The following is a 26,078-nucleotide window of genomic DNA, read 5'->3' as shown; positions in this document are numbered from 1 at the left end:
TTATGGTTTAACCTAACCTTATTTAATTTCTTTTTTTCTTTTAGTTTATCCTTGGCCCAGCCTTTTAATACCGCCGGTTTACCTAAATAAAAACCTTGCTGAAAGTCGATACCTATTTCTTCTGCTTCATTGGATAGCTTGGCAGTCGCTATTTGCTCTCCCGCAGTTAGTATCCCTTTTTCTTTGCAGTACTCAAATCCTTCGATATCTTTTTGATTTTTTAAGGCGAGCCTCTTTGTATTAAACTTACAGCCATCCCAAGAGTATTGTTGAAGCCGATCAAGCGTGGATGAAAGGTCACCATAATCATCCATAATAAGTAGTAACCCTTTCATTTTTAATATCCCCCATCTTTTTTTTAGCGATTTATCACTTACACCCTCTGTTATTTCTATCATTAACTTAACTTTAGTTAGTGCTCTAAATCTTTCGACTTGATTTAACCATGAAGTAAAAAGGTAATTTGATTTCAGTGTCGCTTCAGAGACATTTAAAGTTATACAACTGTATGATTCTTCAATTACTTTATAGTTATCAACAAGAGAAATTATTACTTCTAAATCTATGTTTTCCCAATGAATTGATTTGTGTTCAGCCAGTGCAGATTTTGCGATGGCATCTGGAGTGTAATACACCCCATTGATTAACCACCGTGTTAACACCTCTGCCCCCAGTATTTTATTACTGCTGGTTTTGTGAATTGGCTGAAAGACTGGAACAATCATGGCTCACCTCTTTTGTCAGCAAGCTCTTCTATTTTAAATAGCTTACCTTGAGCGGTTATTATTGACGGTACGTATTCGAGCTCAAAGCGCTGCGCCACATCAGGGGTTAACAGAAAAACGGGAGCGTCAAATGTATCTGTGGTTTTAGTATAAGAATCCCAGCCAGTTTCTTTATCTAGCCTAGTAACGATGTAGGTTATTCTTTTAACGCCCGGGATCTTGTTGATTCTTGGTAATGCTTCCTTTACGCGCTTAACTTGGTCTTTATCTAACGGATCTAGTACTACAATGGCTTGAGTGAAAGGTGTTAAATTTAGTGGGTTTATTAAATCACCTTTTCTCGCAATCAATGTACCGTCAGGTGTAGTTATATCCTTAGATATATATACCGTAGGGTCTAACTCACGTATACGGTCGTTATGGGCTTCAGGTAGTTCTCTAAACGTTTGTTTCTTCCAAAAGTTATTTACTGCATTTTGTTTTTTTTCTTCCCAATCAATTTTGGCATACCGATCTTTCATTAACTCAATTAAATCAGGCTCACTTATGCTCTCAATTGGCCCTCTAATTCCAAGGTTACCTGTTTCACCTGAGTTAATTTTATTCATTAACCAATTGGGATTAGATAACCCTAAAACCCGCGCCACTTCTTCTGGTAGTTGCCCGGCTATGACGGATTGTTCTTTTCTTGCAATGATAGTTGGTACTGAAGTTACATTGTATTCCGTAAACAAAACTGGGTTAATAACGATATTTGGCATTGGACTGTACCCTGAAGCTACATTCTGGATTTCCAACATTGCCTCACCTAAATTAGCCTCTTGAGGAATGCCTCTAAAAGCAACAACTACATCCTGATTTTGAGATGCCATACCTAAAATATCTTTAAGGCTTTGTTCCCCAAGAGATCGCGATGCAAATACCACAATTTTTTGATTGGAAAATCTCCTTTTAGCTTTAGATAGTTCATCCATTTGCTTCATAGTGGGGTCTGTTTGCTGAAGCTGCTTAACTAGCTCAAGAGCTTCATTATGTGCTGATGCAAACTTCTCGTTATCTGTTCTTAGCCACTCAGGCACTTTTGATGCTTGAGCATTCTCAATGATCCGTTTTGATTTATTAACAAACTCCATATCTTCTTTTGTTAAAGGCGATTGCTGAGCATTACTCATTCCCGTAATAATTAAGCATGCAAAAATAGCAACTTTAAAATAACGGGTAGGCGCGGCCAATAATTTGGTCATTTTTTACTGTTCCCCAATATCTTGAATCAAAACTCTGATTGCTAGTTCCCATAAACCAAAAGCTATCAGCTTGTAAAATGCCCTCACCTACGAATGAATCCATTGATTTGTTCAGTGCTTCAGCGTGAGTTAGGCCGTAGCCCTGCATTTCGTCATTAACGAATATGTTGCCATGCTTACTAATTTTAACATTATCTCCAGGCAGCCCTCTTAAATATTTAACCATCTCGGTGCCATCTTCATAGAAAGGCTGTAAACCTTGTGCTGAGAATACAAAGATCGCTCCTCTTTCTAGCTGCTTGTCTTTCTTGTCGATCAAATAAACAGAGTATCCCGGTATGCACTTTACTAGCTGATCATCGATTCCAATTTTATATCTGTCAGCAAAAGCAACCCCTGCTCCCCAAAGTACTGCTAATGCAACACCAGCTTTAATACAGAATCGGGGCCAAGACTCCTTCTTTTTCATCCATTTCATTTGATGAAGTCCTCTGGTAAGTAAACATCTTCAGGAGCCGACACTACCGCACCAGCATCTATAACCAAGTAACCCGCTTCACGGAGCTTTATTACAGCCTCATTAGTTTTCATCATAAGACCTTCAAGTTCTATAGAGCTGGCTCCTTCGGGGTATTTCATCGCCATTTTTGCAAAATCGACCACTACTATGGGTGGAGACTTAATTAGCCTTGCTTCAAATTCGTGCTGCTGATTTTTAATTAAAAGTGATGATATAGCCGCACCACCTACAGAGCCTAAAATTACTGCGATTGCGATTGATTTTATATTCATAGCACTTCCTTAATTAGTTCCTTAAACGGTCTTGCATAACAGATCTAATAGCATCTGGCGTGTTTTGGCCTCTTTTGATGTATTGCTCTATTGCATCTACATCTCGTGGATCTGTTGAGTAAAGTAGTTTTTGGAAATCACCTACGATAAGCCGACCTACACCCATTCCACTTTTGGATTTAATGAATATTTCAGAATAGATGCCCTGTACTGTATGCACGGTTTTCAAAATGTTGAATCCGGAGTCTGAAAGGGTTAAACGACCACTGCGCTTGACCGACTCCACTGTCTCTTCCGTTTGACCTAACAGATACATACTCGCTGAGTTTTCTGCAATTGCTCGCCCTACAGCATTCTCATATAAGTCATTAATACTTTGCGTTGCTATAACAACCGAACCACCATACTTTCTAAATTTTCTGTATGCATGCTCCATGAACACTGAAACTTCACCTTCTTTAAGTAGATCCCAAGCTTCATCAACAATTACTACTTTCTTGCGATTTCGCTCACCCAGAAATACTTCCTGTTGGATTTGATAAATAAGCTGAAGCAACACTACCTGACGTAAGTGCTTTCTCCCTTGCAACTCATCCAGCTCTAAAACTGTAAATTGATTTTGAAAAGACACGTTATTATCAAAAGCGAAGTACTTGCCGTAACTACCTTTAGAAGTAAATGGGTACAATTGAGTGCCTACATCCTTCAAGCGCTGGTCACAGTGTTCCTCTAAACATCTAGCGGCAATATCATCTACTTTCATTTGGTTGCCTTTTTCAGCCCAAACATCGGTCATGGTTTGCTTAAGAGCGGAAACCTGCCACTCGCTTAAATTGCCTTTGGCTGATGCCATGGCACTAACAAGGCTAACTATGGCATCCTCTTCATCTTCATAATTCTGAACTAGCTCAAACGGATTCAGACAAACCCCTGTACCCTCTTCAAAGTGTACAAAATCACCCTTTAGCGAATTTGAAAGCTTTTCGTATGATTTACCGGCGTCAATAACCCACACTTGCGCACCTTCCGACAGATAGGAAATAATTAGCTCATTCGTTAAAAAGCTTTTCCCTGAACCGGACTCCGCTGCTATTACAAGGTTTTTATTTGTATTTGAGTCATGGAGAGATAAGCTCATTAACTGCCCGTTTCTCGACAATAAAGATGCGTGATAGGTGCCCGTCCCTTTCCACTCACCAAAAATAGGGAGAATCACAGCAGCTTGCTCTGTAGTCATTGTTTTATATCTAAACAAGTCTTTTATTGAGTTACTATCAGTACACAAGGGTAAATTATTAATAAGCATAGGCAGAAGAACAAAGCGATCTTCCATTAAATCAAATCGTGTTTCACGCCAGATATTTCTTGCTGACATTGCTGCAGCATCTGCTCTATCTTTAGTAGGCGCAAAAATAATCATCGAATAACTAATCCCGATCGGCTTTTGCCCTTCTTTCATCGAATCATAAAGAACTTCAAAACCATCTTTTTTATCAGCTAATACAGGTACAAATTTCAACATTGGCCCGTAGGCTTGGTTAACTGCGAATTGACGTTTACGATCTAAAGAACTTTTCATGCTTTCAGGATCAGGAAAGAAAACATTAGTAACTACCATGTAATTTTCTTTTACGTTTGAGCTCCCCCCACTAATATCGCCTATGTATGTTATTGCATCGCCAAAATATGCAATATCAGGTAATTTTTTTGCAGACAAAACTTTTACATGCTGCTCGCCAAGTTTGAGGCTATTTTTTGTTAAAGAAATATCTGTACCGTAATCAAATATTTGATCACATATAGGCTTATCTGTATCCCAGCTGCTACTAGTTGCTTTCCAAGAAGCATCATTACCCCAATTGAGCATTGTTCCCATGATGCGGATATAGCTAACCGCTGTTAACGGTATTGGCCTAAGCCCCACAGTTTGTAGTGAAGATTCAACTTTACTTCTCAAGTCCTGTAACGTTGTTAGCTCGGTGAAGTTAGGCTTGTTTTCTTGGATAGGCATTTTTACTGTGACAAAAAGCTTCGTATCCTGGATTATTCCACTGTCATATTGACCTTTGTCATTTTTACCTATCATTTTCTCTTCGGTGTGGTGCTTTAAAAAGTCTGCCCTTTCTCGTATTACCGTGGATAGAAGGTCGTGGTGATAGCCATCACGAAGTTCAATCATTTTATAAAGTTCTTGGGTGATATCTGGCGATCTAAACAGGCAAAACTGCATTGTTGAATTTGCGGGAAACTCTTGGTTAAGCATACCAATAGCTCGCTCTTGGATTTTTTCGCTAGATGAGTTTAATGGCTGACAAATAAAGCCAAAACCAATACTTTTATCGTCCATAAGAAAAGCGTAATCATCTTCTGAGTATGCAACAACGGGGATAACACCTGCAGCTCGAATTTCTTCTGGAATTATTCTCTTTTGCAGCTTTTTCTTTAAAGTGATGAAGCTCATTATTTATTCTCCAGCCATTGCTTAAGGTTACCCGGACGGCCTAAACTTGGTCGGCCATCCGGGGCTACTACAAAAGGAACAGCTTTAACATCTAGTAAATGAGCCATCATCAAGGTCATATCATATTGCTTTGTATCGCAGGACGTTTTCTGTTCTAACGTTTCAAGGGTATTTGACATAAAAGCATGGAGGGCATCACTTCGATTGGCAGCACAAAAAACTTTTCGTGCTAGCTCGTTAGATTTTTCACCAAGGGCAGGGACTACAACAAATTTGAATGTGTATTTAAGCCCAAGGCTTTCAGCGTCTTTCATTAGCTTGTGACAGATAACGCAAAGAGGATCAACGAAAGCAACCACCTCTTCCTTGCCGGTGCCAATTGTCAGTGTATTATAATCGTCTAAGTTCGCGCCCATGCGCTTGAAGTGAATACGTGTTGCTGCATCTTCTATCTGCGCGGGGGTATCAACACTATCCTTATACCAAACGTCATAGAGTTGTCCTCTTAGAACAAACCTTCCGTTCTCTGACATAAATAGAATTTCGCCGTTTGCTTCTACAGCTTTTAAACTTTTGATTGGCAATGTAACAATGGAATCTAATTTATTGCTTGGGTCGGAAAGATCTAACTCTACCGCTTGAACTGTAATTGCCGATGACCATAATGTCATTAATGCAGCAGTAGCAGCATTATAAATAAAACCCTTTCGCATGATTGTCCTCTTTGGGGTGGTTTACCAATGAAGACAGTTTATATAGAGAGCAAGCTAAATGACGCCTCCGCAATAGCCCATTTTGGACAATTTAAGCGATTTAGCCGCTTTTATTCGTTAAGCCAAAGTAGAGAGGCTTTATTAAATTTATTACTACTCCTATCGTTGCCATGAATAATGCTGCAGCACTTGAGATTAGTGCTAGCTGAAGAATTGAAGTGCTTACGAAATTAAGGGACTGAATAGATATTTCAATTAGCGCGTTACTTTTATCTGAAATAAATTTGGTTACACACCAATACAGTATTATTACTATCAGAACAGAGCTAACTCCTCTAATGCTACCTTTTAGATCTGCGAGGCTAGGTGTCGCATGAACACCTATCATTAATGATATTATTATATTTAAAGTCGCGATTGGCGTACCAATAGCCAAGTAAATATCTTGCAACCAAAGGTATGCTGACCTCATAGCTATATTGCTTGTTAATCCTCTATGATCTGTTAATACAAAGTATGAATGCAGGGTAGGTAGGCCCGCCATATCAAAAAGAAAATAAACTAATAGAGCTCCAACAAACAATGGTGATAAACCGGTGAACAACAACCCTAAACTATGTATGAAGCTATTTGGGTTGTAATTGAAATTTACATAACCAAGTGTCTTTGACTCAGGATCAGATTTAAAAAGCACAACGTTTGTTACTTTTAATCCAAACGCTGTCGCTACGATTGCATGTGATATCTCATGGGCAGTAACACCCACCAGCCCCGTGAGTAGAATTACTTTGCTTTTGTGCTCTCCAAGAGAGCGATAATAAATTTCATTTGCACACCACAGAGCACAAGCTGATAGTATTGGCACACTTAAAATCCACCCTAATTCAATTAATGCTACCTTTAGTACTTCCATGACACCCTCATAAAAAACTTTCACATGTGAAAGAAAAAGGCCCACAATTTGTGGGCCTTAAAGCAGTATTTAGGCTAATTATTGAACGGTTACTTTATTCGATGCGGCACCGCCATCATCGTAACCAACTAACTCAACAAGCGGCATTTTGTTATCATGTGCATGTTTACCCATTGTTAATCGGTTAGAACGTACAGATACTAGGTTTCCATTCACCTTCCACTCAAAAGCATTCATGCTACCATCAGTATCTCTACATTCGGCGTGGAAAGCCCAAGAGCTGTATCTATCATCCACTCGGATTGAACAAGTTGGCGGTTTGTTTTCAACAATGTTCATCTCAAGACTTTTCGAGATCTCCTTACCCATTCGAGTTCGCATAATTAATGAAATTTCATGCTTACCTTTGTTTAATACAGTCCTTGCACTATATCCATTAGTTTCTATTTCTTGCCCATTAACTTTGTAGATCCTTTCCTCTACTCTATCTCTTGGGTGCCCACCTGATAAAAGCGGCCTCAAATTTAATTCTAAGGGTTCGCGATTATAATCATTCGATGTACTGTAATTAATGCCCACCTCATATGGTGGGGCTTCTTTAATATCGAGTGTACTTTCAATGACTGATTTATTACCACGAGCATCGGTTATTGTCACTTTAACTGGGTACTTCCCTGGAGCCGTGATTTGAAAAGTTCTCATATCACTCCAGCGGTTATCAGTTACTCTAAATGTTTCGCCTTGTGGAAACTCCCAAACATATTTAGCATCATCAAGCTGACCTCTAAATGCGATTGTTCTCACCCTAGCAGTAACATCTGCAGGTGCCATGTTAGAGTTGCTGCGCGTGTACAAGTTAAAGTCCGGCCACACGTACTCCCAAACACGCGCCCGAATATCTTGGCTAGCTTCTGTTCCTTGATCTTTATAACCTTTAATCCAAGCAGTGTAATGTAACTCTATACTACCTAAGGCCAAGTCATTTTCTGTAGGGGTGTACTCTAACTCTTCACCCTTAACCTGCTCCCCATTCGGCAAAGTAAAATACCCTTCAACTTCACCTTCCATCCCTCTGTATGGTAAGCCTAATCGAACTTGGTAGTTGTAAGTTTCACCGGTTTCAATTACTCGGGGCCCAACCATAAACACGCGAGGCCCTTTAATTCTTCTAAAATCTGCATACACTCGCTTCCGGTTATATGCATAACGATCTTCATCAGGGGCATCTTCATCGCGAACCCACGCCTCCATACTAAAGCGTTTTTCTGTTTCACTCGATAGAGTTAACTCAGTTCCTTCATGGAAGAATGTCTCGCCTCTATCTTGCGTCCATTTAACAACAGCATCCTCCATTGGTTCCCCATCCATGTTTGTAACCTTAACTTGGTACTTCGCTTCACTACCAGCAAATAATGTCTTAGCCCCTATAACCTCAACTTCTGGAGTGTCGTAAGCTATTATTTCAATAGTTTCAGTGTAGGATTCAGCCTTAGAGTGAACGTTAAAAATTTTAGCTCGTACTAAGTATTCACCCTTGTCATAAGTTTTGTACCAACGGAACCTATTACGATCTGTTACACGGTGTGCCTCCCAAGATGCACCTCCATTATCACTCACTTCCCAAATTACATCGCCGGTTGCGGCTGTGTCAGCTCTATTGTCCAATGAAAGCTGAAGTATTGTTGCGAATGGAGCAGCACCTGCTAAGCGCCTCCCCTCTACACTAGCGTCTATGGCATTGCCACGTAGAACAGTGAGGAATACACGCTGGCTTTTTTCAACTCGATTATAACCCTCAATCGGGCTTTTTAACCGAGCTTCCGCAATTAACCTAACTGATCGTTCAATACCTGAAAGATCCAGATTGAATTGCACAACTCCATTTGGAGCGTCAACAAAGTCTGTCATTGGAATAACTTCATCAAAACCTTCTTCACGTACCAAACGAATAGACCACTCACCCATAGATTTTGACTCATATTTCAGTTCCGGGCGCATCCTGTCAGCAATGTTAACCGTTACAGGTAAAGGAGCAGTATCCATAGCTTCACTTACACTCATATTTATGTGAGGGCGTATGTCGTAACCAGGCACTGCAATAGCTTTAAGCTGTTTAGCTGTTTTTACCTCTGGCAGAAAATTGTAACTTCCTGCCACATTAAACAAAGTTTCATTCCATAAAGCTGATTGCTCTGTATCCATTCTTCGGAATATTTTATTGTTAATTCCACGGCCAGGCTGAAAGGTTTCATTTGTTAACTCAACACCATCTCTAGTTAGTAACACATCAATCGGCGTTAGTTCACCTTCAATGATTGCATCACCTAAGTAACCACCCTCAATAGGCACCATGAATATTTCATCTTTATGATGGTAGCTAGAAAAAATATTAATTTCTGGTGCTGGTGGATCTATCGCTTCAATGTCATGCTGCTCAGTAGCAAGCGTTACACGCGTTCCGCTCTTAGAATATATACTCACCCTCCATCGCAAAGTATGTGCTCTTTTTTCACGTAAAGTGCCAAATAAGTATGGCGTTTCTGAATACTGATCTTGTTGCATACCATCTGGTATATCAATCCATTCAAAAAGACAGGTGCTTGCGTGGTTACCAATTTGCTTATTTGCTGCAGCATCTTGAGCTCTTGTTGCATCCAAGGTTAGTGAACATGCTGGGCCCATATTCTGTCTCATACGAACATCAAACTCTTGAATTACCCTGCTAACTTCTGTTAACTCGCCTAACGGCTTNCCGCCGCTATAGAGGTATAAACTATAACTTACTGGTTGTTCACCAAGGGCAACAGCTTGCCCTTTTAACCCTGTAAGCTTTAATCCACCAACAAAGTTGTCAACAGACTCTGCTTCATCTGGAACCTGCTCCCACTCTAGTAAACAGACAGGGTCACGAACAGCATCTGAAGCTTTAGCGGCATTAGCGTCACTGGTCAAACGACAAGCGACCCCAGCCGCAGGAGAGGCACTGATACTGACAGGATCTATTATCTGGCGTACTTCCCATTTTTCAGCTGAAAGTTTTGCTTCTCCAACCCAAGTATTTACATTAAGTACTAACACTGGAGAATTAGGGGCGCTAGTCATTACAAGTAAGTTAGATGTACCTTCTTCTCCAGAGTTAGCAGGACGAAGAGGTAAATCTATACGACCACCCGAAGCACTAAAGTCATGTTGGTTCATGATATTCATGGTTTCTCCAGGTGATATGAGAATACCATTAACAACTAAAGGTATTTGAGCATCAGAACGTAATGTTGCAAATACATCATAAACACCAGAAACAACAGTATTTCCGCCAAGTTTAATAGGCTCTGTTTGTATGATATTACCGCCATCTAACCGTTTAAATTCATGTGCTACTGCAGGTAACATAAGCTTACCGTCCATCCCATCTGCGAGGGATATTTGCGCAGGTTCGTACATGAACTCTTTGCTTGCTGTAGCGCTATTACCTTGAGCATCTTCCGCTGTTACCGTTATCAAATATCCTTCTCCTGCTTGCATACTTGGGAACATTATTGGATATTCTAAATTAAAGGTGCCAGGTGTTTCTTCTCGCCAAGATAATTGAACTCGATCACTTGCTGGCCCACCTTCCAACCTGATTGACTTCAATTGAGGTGAAGAGTCATAGGTATCGGTCACATTGATAATAAACTGATCAAGTGAGGAAATAGAACCGTCACCTGTAGTCGTAACAGTTATCTTGGGCGGTGTTTTGTCGGAGCTATAAGGGAACAACGGGATTTTAGTTAGTGGCCCATGGCGCTCTTGGGCTACTGCGTATAGTTGGTAATTCCCTTCAGATAAAGTTTTCAAATCCCACTGATATGTATAGTTTTGACCGTTTTCCTCTATCAAGCCCCCTGCCGCCGAAAGCTTGTTACCAGATGTATCTTCAAGCCAAGCATTTCTTAATCTTAAGCGGTCAAAATAAATACCTCTTTCTGGTTGAGTTATGAATACTCTAACTTTCTGATCACTTTCAGAATAATCGTAAGTTAAGGACGGGTAGTGAAGATCATTCCAATGAACTTCCGCCCATCGATCTGATGCTCTTAATTTACCATCTTCACTTCTTACCGTAGCAGCATCGTGGATATACCCAGTAGTACCTGGTTGCATAGTGTAGTTTGAATTGATGATACAACTTGTTTGCCCTGCAGGAATAACACATGACCCACGATGTGAAGCAACTTGATTAAATTTTCTTGCCTCGGCGTTAACTCTTATTTTGTCGTAAGAATACGGAAGTTTATCATTAGTAATTTCATAACGTACAAATGAGTCCCAGCCAATATCACTATAATGATATTCAACATCTTTAAGCACCGGGGTTTTTGGAGCTTCTGGTGAGAGCTGTAAGTTATATGAAATGCCTCCACCTCCCCAAGAGCCAAAGTTAACCCACCGTGTAAAGTTTCCATTTACGTTTCCGTAGGGGGCTGACCAATATAAATAAACGTAGTCACTATCTGAACCTGCAACAACTGCTTCACCTAGACTATTAACTAACTTAAGTCCTCCAGGCGAGTACTCATGCCAATTATTCTTTTCTATACGGAACGCTAATTTGACAGGGTTTGTTTTTACTTCTATACCAGCTTTATATGGTACAAACCCAACTAAGCCAGGGCCCATTTGATTACTAGAGTCTGGATCGAAAACCCCAAATGGAGTCTGTGGTGCGTTTACAATATTGTCCCATCGGACAGTTTGAAGCTGTGATTTCCAAGTGTTACCTGCTTCATCTTGAGCCGTTATTTGAACCTTAAAGTCCTCATCAAGATTTGAGTCTGGTAAGAGGCCATATTTATTAAGAACATCAATTTGACCGGTAGGCTCATCAAAGCTAGCGTTACTCTCTGAATGCAGTGTGCCATCACCTCTGTACACAAATACCTTTGTTTCTTTTATTGGAGATTCATCTAAAATATTATTAACTCGGAAATATGTTTTTTCTGAGCCTCCAGTACCAAGCTTCCATATGGAGCTACTTACATCTTGTCCATAGGATGTGTTAGTGGCGGTCATTGGTGAACCTGTTGGTGGAGTTAGGTCTACATTAAGCGTATGAATATCAACTTTAACGGCTTTTCCATCACCGGCTAATATTTCTGCCTTTATTTTGTGAAGCCCCTCATTTGGGGCCGGTAGACTTAAGAAAGCGCCATAATACTCTTTACCACCTACTGTTATCCTGTCGTTAGCACCAAGAAGATCACTTGTGACTGTATTGAGCACCCCACCTGTTGCGTTGAGTATTGAAATTCGCACTTTTCTATCAACCCCAGCGCTCAATGCAAAAGTCATCGTTCCTGTAGGGTTTCCATATTTAGCATCAGCCTGTAATGTGCGTTGAGTACCATCTGCCCCAGTAAAGTAGTACTCAAGAAGGTCTGCTTGAGCATGCCCTCCTGAAAGCAACGCTAGGGCACCAGTTATAGCTAGGGCTTTACGTTTTAGTTTTATCATTGTGATTGTCCCTTTAAAGGTAAATTTACACACATTAAGGCTACCCCAAAGCTCAAGCTGACCATGGGTGTACAATGGCCTTTTTTGGGCGTAACAACAAAAAAAACACCCGAAATATTAAATTCCGAGTGTTTTACGTAGTCCTACTCAATAGGGTTTTGTATTGATTAGCCACCAAGGCCATTTGAGAGCTGAACAACCGCTGGGGTTACAGCAGCAGCTTTTTCTAAAGTTGCTGACATAATTGTCTCAATTATTGTTGGGGTATTGTATAAACCCATACCACCAGCAACACCCATTGCAAACGCCATTAGTGATTGGCGAGCAATACCACCAATAATACCCACAAGAATCATAGCACCGGCAACAATTCGGCCAAGCGTTCCTTCAGTCCACTCACGTAGAGTTGACCAAACATCATCAAACTCAGCGCCACCACTGCCAGCATAAGCAGAGCTAGATAAAAATACAGCCAGAGCAATTAAGCTAAAAGCCACGAATAATTGATTTTTGCTCAAGTTACGAGCGGTTTGCATTATGTTCATTTAGAACACTCCTTTCTTATTACACGTTGATTTTAAGTAAACTAGATTTGCTCTTTGTGGCTGCTCTAGTCGTTATATAGTATTTCGATTCACTTAAAAGCCCTCATCGCTAACTGTCCTTTTTGGGCGGTTAGAGCTTTTTTAAAAGAATTTTTTATATCTCAGTTTTTACCCCCTCCTTTTGTATAGAGAGGGCTAAAAGATACTTCGCTCTCTGATTCACTCTCACCAACAACCCATCGTCTTGGTTCAATTTCTGTGTATATGTAACCAGTTACAATGAGATCACCATTAGTATCTTCCCAAGGAGCTACCCAAATTCGCATTACTTGAGCCGGAGTTCTAATAGGTATGGGTTTGTTAGGTAGGCGTGGAGCAACATAGGTATCTATCACAATATCGCCGGAGGCTTGTTTTAAATTGCTTTTATGTTTGTGATCTTCATGACCATTATGTTCTGCATGATCATCTTCGCCCGCAATCATTGGCCTAGGTACTTGACCATCATTGGTTGCAGCATAAACATCTCTTGAAGACATACATTGGAACCCTTCGGGCATCCCCGGGCATGCATAATCACTGCTACCAACATCAAAGAGCGTACAGCCACTTAAGGATGTTAATAGCCCTAACCCCATCACAGCATTTTTAAATGTTAAAGACGTTAAACCTGAAACCATGCCCGTTTTTTTGCTTTTACTGTTTGTATTTAGCATTTTTCTTACCTTATTTAACTTTAGTGCCACGGACTTTTAATGCAGAGCCCTTGGTTACAATAATGTCTACCTGACGGCCAGCATCGATTTCAATAACTGGAAATATCCCCTCGGCCATTTGCACATAAAATTGAGCTACACGGTCTAGTGCGGAGCTAGCACCTTTAGCTGCTGCACCCTGAACAAATGTATTTGTGAAATCGTTTTGTTGATATTGAGTTTTACCGGTATTTGATAAATTCAGAGTTGGAACAGCGTTAACATCGAAGGCTTCAGCTGCGCCACTTAAGAAACCTGCCATTAATGACTTGGCTATAATTTGGCCTTGCTTTGAAACCAATCGACCGCGAACACCTGCTTTACCATCTTCGCCAACAGCGTATGAATTAAAGCCAGTTTCAATAACCTCTCCGTTATCTTTAATGCAAGATAAAGTCTCACCCCGAAGATATGCACGTTCAGAACTTAGATCACCATGGCCTGAAACTATGAGAAAGCACTCGCGAACATCGGCGCGGAATCTATTTGGTAGAATTGCCTCTTTACTAATGCGAAGTGTTGCTGGGAATGGATCTTGCCTAGCGCCTTGCGCAGTCGGAGCGTCCATACCATTGATTAAAACACCTGTAAAAATTGAGCCCGCAGGTATATAAAGATCATCTTCTTTAATATCTTTTTCATTTGGGTCGATATCATTTTTAGAAGACGAGTAACTTGAAATTACAAGCGTTGCTTGCTCTTGTGGTTTTCCTTTAGTATCACGCCCGCTATGTTCAGCTTCATCACTTTTTGGAACGGGATTTTTCTTGAAAAAATCTTCAGGATTAGAGTAATCAAGATCACCTTCTTTTTTAAATGGCACATCAGTGTTTTGGTTTATTTGTGCATTTTTGTTTTTAGCTTTTTCAGCAGGACTCAGCCCACTTTCAGATGGGCTTTTTATCTCTTTTGCCAGCTTTTCATTTTGCTCTTTAAGCCTTTTCATCTCAGCTTCAATACGTGCTATATCACGACCTGAAACTTTATCCTTTGATTGGCCTGTATCTCTTGTCATTTCCTCTCTGAAACGCTCAAGATCTTTCTTTAGCCTTTCATTTTCACGAGCAACCAGCTTAAGATCGGCTGATAACGCATCAATACCTACCTCACGAGTATTAGAATCTGTGAGTATGTGACGAATGCTTTCTTCTCGTGTTTTTTTGCGCTCAACTTTTTCACCGCTAGAAAAAATAGCTACGATGCCGAAAATCACGACTGCCCCTAAAGAAATAGCAGTGTATTTCTTTGTTTTGGGGTTCATATTTTCCCAATAATCTTTCATTAGTTACCTCTTAACAATGATGGGCGCTTAGAAGTAGAAGCTTTTCCTTTTGCATTTTTACGCGCTACATAGACTTCTGTTTGCTGGCCCGGCTCTAGCACTTTCAAGGGCCACGTTGTTACAGCTGCAACATCCCAATCGCCACATGTAGCTTCATTAAATTCCAAAGCTTTAGATGAATCATTTTCAGCTATACCTACAAAGACTGTTAAGCTATGCCCCATTAGAACTTGCCCATCTTTGAAGGAAACAGCCATGCCGGGATGGTCACAATATGGAGGAGTGATATTGTTTGGGGTTTTGTTCATGGAGTAACCCTGCGGTATATCTCCAAGAGCTAGTTTTCTAAATATTGTTCTAATTGTTTCTATATAAGGCTTACTTTTTTCCCACTTTTCAGCTTTAGGATTTGATTGCATACCTGCAACCGCATATTCTCCATCTAGCTTAAGAAAAACCTCTCTTGGCGGTATTTCACGAGGAACCATTGTCAAGCTTAGAGCTTGAGACTCGCTTCCTTTTTCAGTAACGAACATAGTTACAGGGTGGTTTTTCTTAGTCGCTACATAAACCACGTTATCTTTAATGCAGACTTCACCACAATCACCATCATCACCCCCACCAGTGAGAGATGTTGAAACCACTTCAGGGTTACCAAACGGTGTAACAATCCTATTTGGATGACCTATCGCTACAGGAATAATTTGGTTTACGCCTGGTGTCATTTTAACCACTGCATCTTGTGATACATGAGCACCACGATACCCACTTTCAGGGGTAGCACGACCCTCAGATTCGACACTTAACTTTCTCGCCTCAGTGGATGCTTTTTTCATTACACTTGCAGGTACTACTGGTATTGCGTCTTGGGCGCTCACCAGTGGTGATATGGCTAGTGCTACTGATATTGCTAGGCTGTTTTTAATCTTTTTCATCATTTATCCTGGCGCTCTTCTCTGCGTTGTAGACGATCAATAACACCCTCTGTTCGAGGCCGTCCTTCATACGTTGTCATGAAATCGATAATTGGAATGTAATTTGAAATGGCGATTGTAAATTCGTATGTTCTATCGATACGTTTTTCTGCTTCGCTAGACATACCTTTTGTAAATGAGTATCCGTATACAAAAACCTTTTTCGATTTTGATTCATACTCTACAAATCTCGGTTCAAACCGCATGCTTACTCTGTCGTTTTTAATTTGTTGCGATTGGATTTCCAGTACCGAAATTACATCGTTGTAAATAGCTGGTGATAACATTCGCTCGATACGCTCTTTGATAAACCCAACGTTAGATGGTGTAACATTTCCAATAAGCTGAGCTAAAGCGAAACCCCACGCTTCTTTATAGCCAACAGATGAAGCATCATTTGTTACCCACGCTTCATCATGTAAAGAGAAAGGCTGGATGGTCACAATTGTTTTTTTGTTAGCCAACATGCCGATCAGCAGCAATAGACTTAACAGTAAGGCCGCGATAAAAATACGACTCCATTTGTTCTCGTTTTGTATGCCTTCCCATGATTTCAGGTAGCTTTTCAGGTTCATGGTAAAAATCTCCGAATATATGGATTTTTAAATGTTTTAGATTTCGTCATGGGTAACCCTGTCCAATACAGCATATGAAGAAGGTAACCATCGGGGTGGTTGTCTCTAAATTTTCGATAGAAGTTTGTAATAACAAGACCAATTACCGTACAAACGAATGCTTTACCCAAAATCACACCTACTACAAGGCCAATTAACATAGGAGCAAGTTCATCTGCACTCCACATCAACAGGTGGGGTGGCTCATCGACTCGCCTTGGTATTCGCACAGGCTTCATAGCTTTCTCCTTTTAAAATTTATAAGACTATTCTCGGACAAAGCGCCTCTAAATATCGCATCTGTTCTCACCCTTTTTGGGCAATTGCAGCCAGATAGCTAAAAAATTTGTTCACGTTTTTAATTCTTAAGGTTTTATAAGCGGCTTTTAGATAAGGCGGGCTGAAATTGCTGCAGCTTTATTGGTGTGAAAGTTTCACATGTGAAACTTTTAAGTGTTTTGATTTTAACTATTTTAATAAATAGAGCGGCGAAAGCCGCTCTTGTATTTAAACTCGTTTTTGTAAGTTACCCATAGCTATGCCAACTAGAACGCAACATGCCATCATAACAATTGGAATTATTATTGGGTTTAGTGCAATCGGTGCAAAGAATGCTATTCCTAACCCAAGTAACAGGTATCCTATAAACCTGACTCCATACCGGTGGATAACCGGAGATGCATAATCGAAGTTTGTCCTCTTAATTCTCCAAGTCATCATCCCATCATGTATGGCAGGTATAAATAAAATTGCCATATACGGGGCCCAAGTTAAAAGTAGCGCCATTCGAGTGAAGAATTGGTACACGACATTACCTAACGCTTCAATTCGTCCTTCTGCCCACTGAAACCACCATAACCCCATTTTTTCCATACCCCTTGATTTTAAACGTTGCTCCTCCGTTGGGATAAGTGTGTAATATACGCCTTCATAAAAACCCGATTCAATCATGGTCGATTGATACCAAGATTCAGCTTTTTCTTTTATCCAGTACCTTGTATCTTCACCAAGATTAGCCTCCACAAGCTTGCTTTCTTCCTCAATTGCTCTGTCAGTCCAATCTCCTGGTACTAGCAATAAAATAACTAGCAGCTCAATTACCAGCAGCCAANCGGCTTCTTCATAATTTACTCTCCTTAACACTGAGCGTATTTGCTCGCTGGTAATAAGGTCGTATAGTACAGACCTTAGGCTATTTTCATTATCATGCAGCTTTGGGTGGATCGTTAATCCACCCTCATGCTTGCTGTACCATTCACAAAAGCTTTGACCGCTAGAAACTGTCCATGAAGAGCCTGATTTATCGGTAATTTCAATTTCCATTATTCTCGATGTTTCTGAAATCAAAGCCTCGATGAATACAGCAAATCTTAGTGGGTCTGGGATTTTGTGACCTGATTTAAAATGAACAACTTCACTATATCTAATTAGGGCCTCTTCTATAATTTCGTAAATAACCGGCTCCTCATCAGCACAAATGTGATCACTTATGTACTCACTAATTCTTTCTAAAACGAAACGGGACACAGGCCAGTCAAATTGCAGTAATGTAAGTGCTTCAGCGTTTTTTCTGCATCTTGTTCTTAGGCCGTCTACCACCCTTGCGTATGGATGTTGCTTTGCCATTGCTTTATAACCTCAATCTTTAGTGTTTGTTGTAGCAAATACTTTGCATATTAAGTAAGTATTGGAAGCCGACCCTTTATTAACCGGCCACCTGAAATAGTTGCGAAAAACTCCAAGTTTGGCAGCATACCTAATAACTGAGCTGGCAATAGGTCATACTCCTCTTCCATCAACCTCTCGCCCTGGCTTCCCCCATGCATAATAGGATCTTCACTATCCGTATTTTGACCTTGGTTTCTCATGACATATTTAACGCGAGTTTTTGGCAAGTTGTCTGTGATGTACTCTTGGGTTTCTTTGTCCAGAACACGCAAAGCAAACTTATTATTCAGGTTACCCAATACTTGTATTGCTTTATCTTTGCTACCCATTCGAGCTGAAAAATCAGAAAATGTCTGCGTTGCTACAAATAACCGAAGCTTAGCTCCTCTACCTTTATTTAATAATTGGATAAATGGATCATTGATAACCTCAGCTGCTTCATCTACGAATATATTTACTGGTCTATTATTTACACCGAAATTATAACGGTCACCGGCAACTGCCGTTAAATCAGACAGCATTATAGAGCCGATAGCACTACCAACCATGCTATCCGTAAGAGAGTCCAACCCTATGTAGGCTACTTGTCCGTTGTTAATTATTTTCGCGTTGTCAGTAATTGCTCGGGCGTCATTTAGATCTGTTGAATCAGGAGAAAGCATTTTTCCTAGCTCACCTGATGTAAGCATGTTCATAATGGGTAGGAGGTTCGCTACCATCTTAGAAAAGTGAGTAGAGTCATGCTGGAACATACTTAGCAAACCTTCCAGCTCAGAACTAGATTTTACGGGCTGTATTACATCATAGTAAAACCTTAACATTGCAAATGCCTTTTTCTCTGTATGGGCATGCTTCACTTTATCTCTATATGGCTCAGCCTCTGCTTCCCATTCTGGCATTACACTCTCGGAGTAGGCTTCAATAGACTGAATTACCAACCCTGCAGCTCCACCTTCAAGAAATCGTCTTAACAGTACAAGGTTAGGCCGCTGATAAGTCATAACAAGCCCTTGAGCAATGTTGTTTAAAGCTTGCCATGCAAAACTTTTGAACGGGTCGGCACCTGCTTCCGATGGAATAAGCGCTGCTAGTCGGCTAGCTATTTCTGTTACACGAGTAAAGTTTCTTAGCGGGTCTATTCTTACAGAATCCTCAGGGAATGCGGGGTGAAAAGAAATAAACCTTTCAGGTTCACCCATTGCTTCACATACTTTTCGAGCGTTATCCCGCATCTCTTTATCGCCCTTAGGATCAATGATAATAACCGCTTCACCCCGTAAGATGGCTTGAGATATCATAATGTCAAACATTCTTGTTTTACCTGAGCCTGTTGTTCCAACGATTAGCGTGTGCCCTTCTGTGTGACCCAAGTCTTGAACCAGCTTTATTTCTTTTGGTTCAACACCATGTATCCAGGTTGCTCCTATTGGTTTTGTTTTCTTTTTCTCTCGTTTAACTATTCTGGTTATTTTCTTAGTCGTTGATTCAAACCCGACAACACTAGACCAATCTCGCTTTAGTATTTCAAATACTCGCTGCGTGTGCCTATTTTCCCAGTCAAAACCGGAGCCCAACCACATTTCATCTGGATGGCCCTTAAGTGTTTTTTGTAGCTTTTCAAGCGTAATAAACTCAAGTTCACGACCGCATAAATGCTTCTGTAAATTTGCTAGCTTAATTGCTTTTGGTATATGAGATACTGCCATAATTCCACATATACCAGTCATCCAGTAAAAAGGGTCTGAAGGCATGGTACTGTAATAATTTACACCCATGGCAATTGCGCTTGCTGATACCCAACCTAATGCCGCTCGGCTCTCGTAGTTGGGCCTCCACGGCATTTCATACTCAAGTGAATCGTAATTCATGATTAGTTACCTTCCTTTAAAAAAAGATGTAATTTGCCTTGTTTATACATCATTGGTGGAGATGCTTGCCCCCTCTTTAAGTGCGCTCTTAAGCTATGCTTGCTAATATCTGTATATTCACCAGCTATTACATCCAGTGATTTACCACTAGTAACAAGACAATCACCCTCCTTGGTCACCGCACTAACGATCCACTTTCCTTCTCGTTTCAAAATCATCTTTTTAAGGGATTCAATTGCAGCGCCAACAGTTATAACTTTTGGCTTAATATCATCAAAGTCAGCCGTCATTTTCCCCTCTCCCTTCAGAAGTAAAGTGGGTTCATCTACACCTGGAATGAACACTTCCTTAGGTGTTTTTTTAACATTCGTTTTAAGATCTTCATTTATTAATTTTTTGGGATTTTTACCTTGGTTAAACGGCATGCTATTTTGTTTTGTTTGTTCTGTTTTATTCTTTGTGCTTTTAGTGCGAATTTCGGAATGAGGTTTGTTGGTTGCCTTATTTCCTTTTTTATTTTCCATAATCACCTGTTTAACATCTTCTTCACCCGCCTCCGATTCATCGAGTGCCGCTATTACGAGCGATGAGATATTAGCTTTCAGAGCCAGTCCTTTGATGCCTTTAAAGTTTTGTATTTTCTTCGTTGGCATAACGGGATCGCCCTGTATCAAGTCGGCATTCCATAAACATGCTAGAACCTCAGAAGCACTCTCTTCTCCTAAGTTTTCCGCGCCCTCTGGGTAGATAATTGAAACTTGCCCTTTGAAAAGATACAAAACTTCCCCTAGTAATTTTTCACCCGTTAATACTGGTAAAATAGCCTTTTCTAGTATATTTTTTGCATCCGTCGGGAGAGTATTTAAGTGACTCACTAACGTATCTTTGGCTTCACAATCTGATTTTTTAATTTCAGTGTTTTCCAACTGCCTGTTATCTGCCTTTTCGTTGTTTTGTGCTGGTGGCTTATTTTCCTCAGAGGCAGACAATTCCTTTTTGGCACTATTACCAACCACCTTTTTCCTATTTTTATTAATGAATAAACTACTGACATCTATAGAATGCACATTATCAGCGCTTTTAAGTGGAGTAGTTTTCACCTTTACCTCTGGGGTTGTTTTTTGAGTCTCAGTATCTTTATCTATGGCATTATTAGGTGTTTGTTCTATTGCCACTGTTACTGCTTCACTTTCTTCATCGGTACGTTGTTCAGTATTGTTTTGAGTAAAATTCCCAAATGGAACATCTATTTCATCAACGTCATCCGATAAACCCTGCGGAGGAGAGACATTGTTATCTAATGTTTCAGGGGCGCTCGTTGTAGCCTCATGTGTGTTTTCAAAATCGACAAATTCAAAGCCGTCAGTACTTGATACTGCATTTTCCTCTGTACCACAGTCTGAAGTAGCTGGCCTTTCAGTTGCGCCAGAAGCTGTCTCACTTTCTATATCTTCAAATTTAATTTCAACATCAGCCACTTCACCATCAATAACAGCTTTAACAGGTGTTGGTGGTTCATTAGTAAAAACAAGTTCATGTGATTCAAGCCGCAGACCTAATAGCTTTATAGATCCAGCGGGGCGTCCTTGTTGGATTATCTCAGGGCATATATCCCAATACCGGTAATGCGCCGACTCACCATTTTTACCTTGTACTTTGTTGGGAATAGCAAAACCTCGCTCAATAAGAATGTCTGCAAGAGTATCTGGATCTCTTGGAATGCCAGGTATTTTATCTTTTTCGATTAACTCATATAGATCACCCAGCTGTCTCCATGTGATAAAAACACCTTGATGAACATTCCAAACTTTTGCGCCAGGCTCATTGACCTTCCATTTCCCCGTTTTAACAAGCCGTCTAATTGCATCAAATACGTACCTTTCAACGGGCACTCCATAAGAAAACTCATCTACATCCAGTCTGCTTTGCTTAAGGTCGCGAGCTACACTTTCTTGATCAGCTTTTAGCATTAACCTTGTAACCGGTTGGTTTGTGCTTGTACCCGCAATGGCTTCTAGCATTGATTCCAATATTTCTGGCCCTGATTCTGACAAGAACTGCAAAACATTTGGTGGAATTATTCTTTCAATAGTTAATACAGAAAACTGCTCATGCCGTTTATGGCGGCTATCACGCCACCGCAAAAAATAACGATCAATTTTATTTTCGACAGCCCAACCATAGAGTGTGTTGCCATATGGGTTCCAAGTAACTGAACCATTCTTGTCTGTAACAGACACATCTGACAATGGCTTACCTACATCATGGAGCAAGCCAGCAAAACAGCTAGCTAACCGCCACCGAGGTTCATTGTTACGCCTATCTCTAGGTGATCCCTCCATTGAAAAAATGACAGATTCAGACGCTTGAGCTGCCCAAAACGCAACTTCTAGGCCATGCCTAAAAAGGCCACCAGCACCACGATGATGATGGGCTTCTGAAGCTGGTAGTAAATGAACAAACTCTGCGTATTTTTTAATTACTGGCAGTATTAAATTGTTGTACTGCTCTTTATTAAACCCCAAAGCACTACGTATGCGTTGCATTAACTCTTCTTGAGTTTGTAGCACCTTATCAATCGGTGCAGTAGGTAGACCTTTAGCGAAAGGCGGATATCGAGGTATTTCTTCATCATACTCATCCACCACTACTAACTTTGTTTTTAAAGATGGATTTTCAGGGCCAAACATTCGCTTTAGCTTTCTTAACATTCGGATTAAACCAAACAAGTTATTTTGAGATGCTTAATAATCCCAGATTTTCACACAATCTCTGAAACGCGCTTCTGTCCAAATTGGGCAGTTAGAGCTAGCTGCGTTAGGTGCTACACCCCGTAAACTAAACCTAAACGAATTACTGAATAGGAATGTTCTAATGAAGCAAACTTCTCTGCCCCCTCTAATCATTCTTGGCGTTGTTTTAATGGCGGGCTGCGCTAGCTCTCCTGAGCCTGAACCCGTGAAAAATGAAGCTTTAGTAGAGACAAAGCAAGCGCGTGTGACCCGTGAGCTAACTCTGTCTTGGGATAATATAGGTCGTGGTGGCGCGGCCATTCGACAACCAGGCTATATTCATGTTCTTGGTGATGGCAACCTGCACTCATCAGAAACCAAAGCAAACTTACCTAAAGCAAACACAGAAACACCTTACACCCTTAGTAACGCTATAGCTGCGGTAAGTGATATTGATAAAAATGCCCAAGAAAAAAATAACGAAACTGTTACTTCCCGTCATAGCTCAGTAAATAAAGGGTATTCACTATATGAGCTATCCCGTTGGGAAAGATTTTGTAATGCAGGTATTGGTATGGATGAAGATGATTGGCGCTTTGTTACAGAAAATGGCGGGGCACAAAATATTCCACAAATACTCTCTGACTCATGTTCACTACCTAATCATGATTACCAATCTTATTTAGATGCTTGGGTTAATTATTGTACTGAAGAAAAATTAACTTCGACACAGCGAAGCATTGTTAGAAGTAGTGTTCGTCCTAAATCAGTGGTGAATCCATGCGAAGCAATCAAACAGTAAAGTCTAGTGAGAATTACGAATCAGTTGAACGCAAAGCTGCGTTGTATGAAGAAATGCGGGTCATGCTAGAGGAAGCAGGTTCAAGGGGGACACCTCTTGACTCTGTTATTGTTATTTCTGGTGTTCTAAATGATATAGCTAAAGAACATACTGAGTTGCAAAACCTGTCACAAAGCTGGCGGGGTCTTCTTGAATCATCTTCATCTATTCGCCATTTAAGTTTACAAGTAAAGCATAAGGAACGGTAATGAAGCTGTATATTTGTGAAAAACCAACTCAAGCAAAAGATTTAGCTGCCGTTTTGGGAATATCTCAACGCGGGGATGGCTTCCTTCATGACGGAAACGCAAACTTTATAACATGGGCTTACGGGCATTTGCTGCAAATGTACATGCCTCAAGATTATAGTGATAAGTGGAAGCCCTGGTCATTAGATACCCTACCAATTTCTCCTGAGAGCTGGAAACTTAAAGTTAAGCAAAGTGCATCAAAGCAAGTTAAAGTAATCGATTCACTTATTAAAAAGGCGCAAGTTATTTATATAGCGACTGACTTTGATAGAGAAGGTGAAGCTATTGCACGTTCGCTCATGGATAGAGCTCAATATTCAGGTTTAGTAAAACGGGTATGCTTAACGGCCCTGGATGATAATAGTATTCGTAAAGCGCTGAACAACATCAAGGATGGTAAAGAAACCCTATCATTATACTATGCTGCAATTGCTAGACAGAGAGCTGATTGGCTGATTGGGATGAATGCTAGTCGATTATATACTGTCTTAACTCGTAGAGCAGGGTTTGATCAGACTTTACATATAGGCCGGGTTATAACACCTACCATCTCTCTTGTTTGCCAGAGAGATCAGGATATTACTAACTTCAAGCCCTCACCCTTCTGGACGTTAGATGTTTCTGTTTCAGTGCAGAATGGACAATTTAGTGCTAGATGGTCTGCTCCTGAAGAATTTATTGATGAACATGGTCGCTGCATAAACAAAGCTTATGCAGAGCAAGTTGCAGCGCAAGTAAAAGGTGCTCAAGCTGTCATATCTAAAGCTGAAACCAAAGCTGGGAAAGAATCGGCACCATTGCCTTTTGATTTAACTTCGTTGCAGCAATATTCCAGTAAGAGATGGGGTTATACAGCTCAACAAGTACTTGATACAGCCCAGAGTTTGTACGAAAAACACAAAGCAACGTCTTACCCTAGGACAGATTGTAGATATCTTCCTGAGTCACAAAAACAAGAGGCTCCTGATGTTCTTCAAAATCTAATTTTATCAGATCAAACAGTGTCAGGGCTGGTGGCCGGTGCGGATACAAGTCGTAAATCACGCGTTTTTAATGATAAAAAAATAACAGCTCATCACGCTATTATTCCAACGCCGTTCAAAGTAAATGTTTCAGCTATGTCTGAACCTGAGTTCAATATATACGATGCTATACGGCGTTTTTATATCGCTCAATTTTATAGCCCAGCTGAATTTAGCCGCACAGTAATTGATGTAATGTGTGGTACTCACTTATTTATAGCTGCTGGTAAAACACCTATTAAGCAGGGTTGGAAAGTGCTTTTTAACTCTGAAAGTGAAAGCTCACCGCAAGATGATGGTGTAGAAGCTGGTGAAGAGCCGATTGAGCAGGATAAACTCCCCCGTGTAAATCAAGGAGAGCCAGCTGTTATAAGTAACTCATCTATTGATAGTAAAGTCACACGCCCCTCCCCCCATTTTACCGAATCTTCATTATTAGCTGCTATGGAAAATATTTCTCGGTTTGTTACTGAAGAAAAATTTAAAAAGATTTTGGCTGAAACGGCAGGGCTGGGTACACCGGCTACTCGTGCGGGCATTATTCAGGGTGCCGTTGATAAAGGGTATTTTAAACGGCAGAAAAAAATGCTGATCGCAACTGAAAAAGCACATGCATTAATATCTATTATGCCACCAGCCATAAAGTCTCCAGGGATGACTGCAGCATGGGAGCAAGAACTAGAAAATATAGCTTCAGGCAACTGTAATATGACTGTTTTCATGAATCAAATAACCAACTGGATTTGCAAGCTTGTACAGCAGCTAAAGTTAAACTCTGAAGCTTTAGTTGAAAGTGGGGGAAATATTGCTAAGGCATTTGAAGGGACAAAACCCGCAACTCACAACTGCTTTAATTGTGGAGGTGAAATAACCCGGTTAAAAGGATCTAATGGCTTCTTTTGGAGCTGTAAGAATGCCGCATGTAAGAAAACGTTTAACGATAATCGCGGCAACCCCGTCGATCCCATTAAAGCTAATACCCCCCAAAAGAATGCCCCTAAATGTCCCGAGTGCGATTCACCTATGCTCAAACGAAAAGGCAAACCAAAGCAGGGGGAAAAGGCATCTCAGTTCTGGGGATGCTCAAACTTCCCCACCTGCAGAGGTGTTCAGTCTATTAAACCCAGGAGAAAATAACTCATGAAAATAAATAATATTATGCAACTAAGAAAGTTATTTGCTTTA

At 40.5% G+C, this 26,078-nt stretch carries 19 protein-coding genes and 1 pseudogene; 3 read left to right on the top strand and 17 right to left on the bottom strand.

Features of this window, described 5'->3' with window-relative positions:
* Nucleotides 1-86 precede the first annotated feature (86 nt).
* From L654_RS1000000128360 to mobH, 17 genes and pseudogenes are all read right to left on the bottom strand, one after another.
* A pseudogene (locus tag L654_RS1000000128360) lies at nt 87-725 on the bottom strand (EAL domain-containing protein); the annotation flags it as partial.
* Nucleotides 722-1,969, bottom strand: coding sequence for a TrbC family F-type conjugative pilus assembly protein (locus L654_RS0116945; protein ID WP_024608559.1), 1,248 nt, complete (start codon nt 1,967-1,969; stop codon nt 722-724). The pseudogene L654_RS1000000128360 and the gene L654_RS0116945, both read right to left, overlap by 4 nt.
* Nucleotides 1,932-2,447, bottom strand: coding sequence for a signal peptidase I (gene lepB, locus L654_RS0116940; RefSeq protein ID WP_024608558.1), 516 nt, complete (start codon nt 2,445-2,447; stop codon nt 1,932-1,934). The genes L654_RS0116945 and lepB overlap by 38 nt, the downstream gene beginning before the upstream one ends.
* Nucleotides 2,444-2,761, bottom strand: a complete 318-nt coding sequence (locus L654_RS0116935; protein WP_024608557.1) for a hypothetical protein — start codon at nt 2,759-2,761, stop codon at nt 2,444-2,446. The genes lepB and L654_RS0116935 overlap by 4 nt, the downstream gene beginning before the upstream one ends.
* A 13-nt stretch (nt 2,762-2,774) precedes the next feature.
* On the bottom strand, nt 2,775-5,222 hold the full coding sequence (gene traC, locus L654_RS0116930) for a type IV secretion system protein TraC (RefSeq protein ID WP_024608556.1): 2,448 nt from the start codon (nt 5,220-5,222) through the stop codon (nt 2,775-2,777).
* A complete protein-coding gene (locus tag L654_RS0116925; protein ID WP_024608555.1) occupies nt 5,222-5,935 on the bottom strand; it encodes a DsbC family protein in 714 nt (237 codons plus the stop codon). The genes traC and L654_RS0116925 overlap by 1 nt, the downstream gene beginning before the upstream one ends.
* Nucleotides 5,936-6,035: 100 nt before the next feature.
* On the bottom strand, nt 6,036-6,848 hold the full coding sequence (locus L654_RS1000000127005) for a hypothetical protein (RefSeq protein WP_139016112.1): 813 nt from the start codon (nt 6,846-6,848) through the stop codon (nt 6,036-6,038).
* A 78-nt stretch (nt 6,849-6,926) separates the two neighbouring features.
* The gene (locus tag L654_RS0116915) at nt 6,927-12,341 is read right to left on the bottom strand and encodes an Ig-like domain-containing protein (protein ID WP_024608553.1); all 5,415 of its coding nucleotides are present in this window, start codon (nt 12,339-12,341) and stop codon (nt 6,927-6,929) included.
* A gap of 167 nt (nt 12,342-12,508) precedes the next feature.
* Entirely contained in the window at nt 12,509-12,877 is a 369-nt protein-coding gene (gene traA, locus L654_RS0116910) for a TraA family conjugative transfer protein (protein ID WP_225305770.1), read from the bottom strand.
* Nucleotides 12,878-13,047: 170 nt separating this feature from the next.
* Complete coding sequence (gene traV / locus L654_RS0116905) at nt 13,048-13,602, bottom strand: type IV conjugative transfer system lipoprotein TraV (RefSeq protein ID WP_024608551.1); 555 nt, start codon at nt 13,600-13,602, stop codon at nt 13,048-13,050.
* Between the two features lie 10 nt (nt 13,603-13,612).
* On the bottom strand, nt 13,613-14,923 hold the full coding sequence (locus L654_RS0116900) for a TraB/VirB10 family protein (protein WP_024608550.1): 1,311 nt from the start codon (nt 14,921-14,923) through the stop codon (nt 13,613-13,615).
* Complete coding sequence (locus L654_RS0116895) at nt 14,923-15,858, bottom strand: type-F conjugative transfer system secretin TraK (RefSeq protein ID WP_086851426.1); 936 nt, start codon at nt 15,856-15,858, stop codon at nt 14,923-14,925. Before L654_RS0116895 ends, L654_RS0116900 begins: the two co-directional genes overlap by 1 nt.
* Nucleotides 15,858-16,472, bottom strand: a complete 615-nt coding sequence (locus tag L654_RS0116890) for a TraE/TraK family type IV conjugative transfer system protein (RefSeq protein WP_024608548.1) — start codon at nt 16,470-16,472, stop codon at nt 15,858-15,860. The genes L654_RS0116895 and L654_RS0116890 overlap by 1 nt, the downstream gene beginning before the upstream one ends.
* On the bottom strand, nt 16,469-16,750 hold the full coding sequence (gene traL, locus L654_RS0116885; RefSeq protein ID WP_024608547.1) for a type IV conjugative transfer system protein TraL: 282 nt from the start codon (nt 16,748-16,750) through the stop codon (nt 16,469-16,471). The genes L654_RS0116890 and traL overlap by 4 nt, the downstream gene beginning before the upstream one ends.
* Before the next feature lie 268 nt (nt 16,751-17,018).
* Entirely contained in the window at nt 17,019-18,137 is a 1,119-nt protein-coding gene (locus tag L654_RS0116880) for a DUF4400 domain-containing protein (RefSeq protein ID WP_024608546.1), read from the bottom strand.
* Nucleotides 18,138-18,187: 50 nt separating this feature from the next.
* Entirely contained in the window at nt 18,188-20,047 is a 1,860-nt protein-coding gene (traD, locus tag L654_RS0116870) for a conjugative transfer system coupling protein TraD (protein WP_024608545.1), read from the bottom strand.
* A gap of 2 nt (nt 20,048-20,049) precedes the next feature.
* Entirely contained in the window at nt 20,050-22,737 is a 2,688-nt protein-coding gene (gene mobH, locus L654_RS1000000127570; RefSeq protein ID WP_024608544.1) for a MobH family relaxase, read from the bottom strand.
* A gap of 184 nt (nt 22,738-22,921) precedes the next feature.
* On the opposite strand from mobH, the gene L654_RS0116860 reads away from it, so the two are divergent.
* Genes L654_RS0116860 through L654_RS0116850 form a run of 3 tightly spaced genes read left to right on the top strand, consistent with a single transcriptional unit; the run spans nt 22,922 to nt 26,030 of the window.
* A complete protein-coding gene (locus tag L654_RS0116860; protein WP_024608543.1) occupies nt 22,922-23,581 on the top strand; it encodes a hypothetical protein in 660 nt (219 codons plus the stop codon).
* Entirely contained in the window at nt 23,560-23,829 is a 270-nt protein-coding gene (locus L654_RS0116855) for a hypothetical protein (RefSeq protein ID WP_024608542.1), read from the top strand. Before L654_RS0116860 ends, L654_RS0116855 begins: the two co-directional genes overlap by 22 nt.
* Nucleotides 23,829-26,030, top strand: a complete 2,202-nt coding sequence (locus L654_RS0116850; RefSeq protein WP_024608541.1) for a DNA topoisomerase 3 — start codon at nt 23,829-23,831, stop codon at nt 26,028-26,030. Before L654_RS0116855 ends, L654_RS0116850 begins: the two co-directional genes overlap by 1 nt.
* Nucleotides 26,031-26,078: the final 48 nt, after the last annotated feature.

The sequence above is a fragment of the Pseudoalteromonas sp. TAB23 genome (genome assembly GCF_000498075.1).
GTDB lineage: Bacteria > Pseudomonadota > Gammaproteobacteria > Enterobacterales > Alteromonadaceae > Pseudoalteromonas > Pseudoalteromonas arctica.
Note: the sequence above shows the minus strand (reverse complement) of the source record. Positions and strands in the feature narration are given on the sequence as shown.

Excerpts from the sequence above, each read along its gene's own strand:
- L654_RS0116945 (WP_024608559.1), bottom strand. The coding sequence starts at position 1,969 with ATGACCAAATTATTGGCCGCGCCTACCCGTTATTTTAAAGTTGCTATT.
- lepB (WP_024608558.1), bottom strand. The coding sequence starts at position 2,447 with ATGAAATGGATGAAAAAGAAGGAGTCTTGGCCCCGATTCTGTATTAAA.
- L654_RS0116935 (WP_024608557.1), bottom strand. The coding sequence starts at position 2,761 with ATGAATATAAAATCAATCGCAATCGCAGTAATTTTAGGCTCTGTAGGT.
- traC (WP_024608556.1), bottom strand. The coding sequence starts at position 5,222 with ATGAGCTTCATCACTTTAAAGAAAAAGCTGCAAAAGAGAATAATTCCA.
- L654_RS0116925 (WP_024608555.1), bottom strand. The coding sequence starts at position 5,935 with ATGCGAAAGGGTTTTATTTATAATGCTGCTACTGCTGCATTAATGACA.
- L654_RS1000000127005 (WP_139016112.1), bottom strand. The coding sequence starts at position 6,848 with ATGGAAGTACTAAAGGTAGCATTAATTGAATTAGGGTGGATTTTAAGT.
- traA (WP_225305770.1), bottom strand. The coding sequence starts at position 12,877 with ATGCAAACCGCTCGTAACTTGAGCAAAAATCAATTATTCGTGGCTTTT.
- traV (WP_024608551.1), bottom strand. The coding sequence starts at position 13,602 with ATGCTAAATACAAACAGTAAAAGCAAAAAAACGGGCATGGTTTCAGGT.
- L654_RS0116900 (WP_024608550.1), bottom strand. The coding sequence starts at position 14,923 with ATGAAAGATTATTGGGAAAATATGAACCCCAAAACAAAGAAATACACT.
- L654_RS0116895 (WP_086851426.1), bottom strand. The coding sequence starts at position 15,858 with ATGAAAAAGATTAAAAACAGCCTAGCAATATCAGTAGCACTAGCCATA.
- L654_RS0116890 (WP_024608548.1), bottom strand. The coding sequence starts at position 16,472 with ATGAACCTGAAAAGCTACCTGAAATCATGGGAAGGCATACAAAACGAG.
- traL (WP_024608547.1), bottom strand. The coding sequence starts at position 16,750 with ATGAAGCCTGTGCGAATACCAAGGCGAGTCGATGAGCCACCCCACCTG.
- traD (WP_024608545.1), bottom strand. The coding sequence starts at position 20,047 with ATGAATTACGATTCACTTGAGTATGAAATGCCGTGGAGGCCCAACTAC.
- mobH (WP_024608544.1), bottom strand. The coding sequence starts at position 22,737 with ATGTTTGGCCCTGAAAATCCATCTTTAAAAACAAAGTTAGTAGTGGTG.
- L654_RS0116860 (WP_024608543.1), top strand. The coding sequence starts at position 22,922 with ATGAAGCAAACTTCTCTGCCCCCTCTAATCATTCTTGGCGTTGTTTTA.
- L654_RS0116855 (WP_024608542.1), top strand. The coding sequence starts at position 23,560 with ATGCGAAGCAATCAAACAGTAAAGTCTAGTGAGAATTACGAATCAGTT.
- L654_RS0116850 (WP_024608541.1), top strand. The coding sequence starts at position 23,829 with ATGAAGCTGTATATTTGTGAAAAACCAACTCAAGCAAAAGATTTAGCT.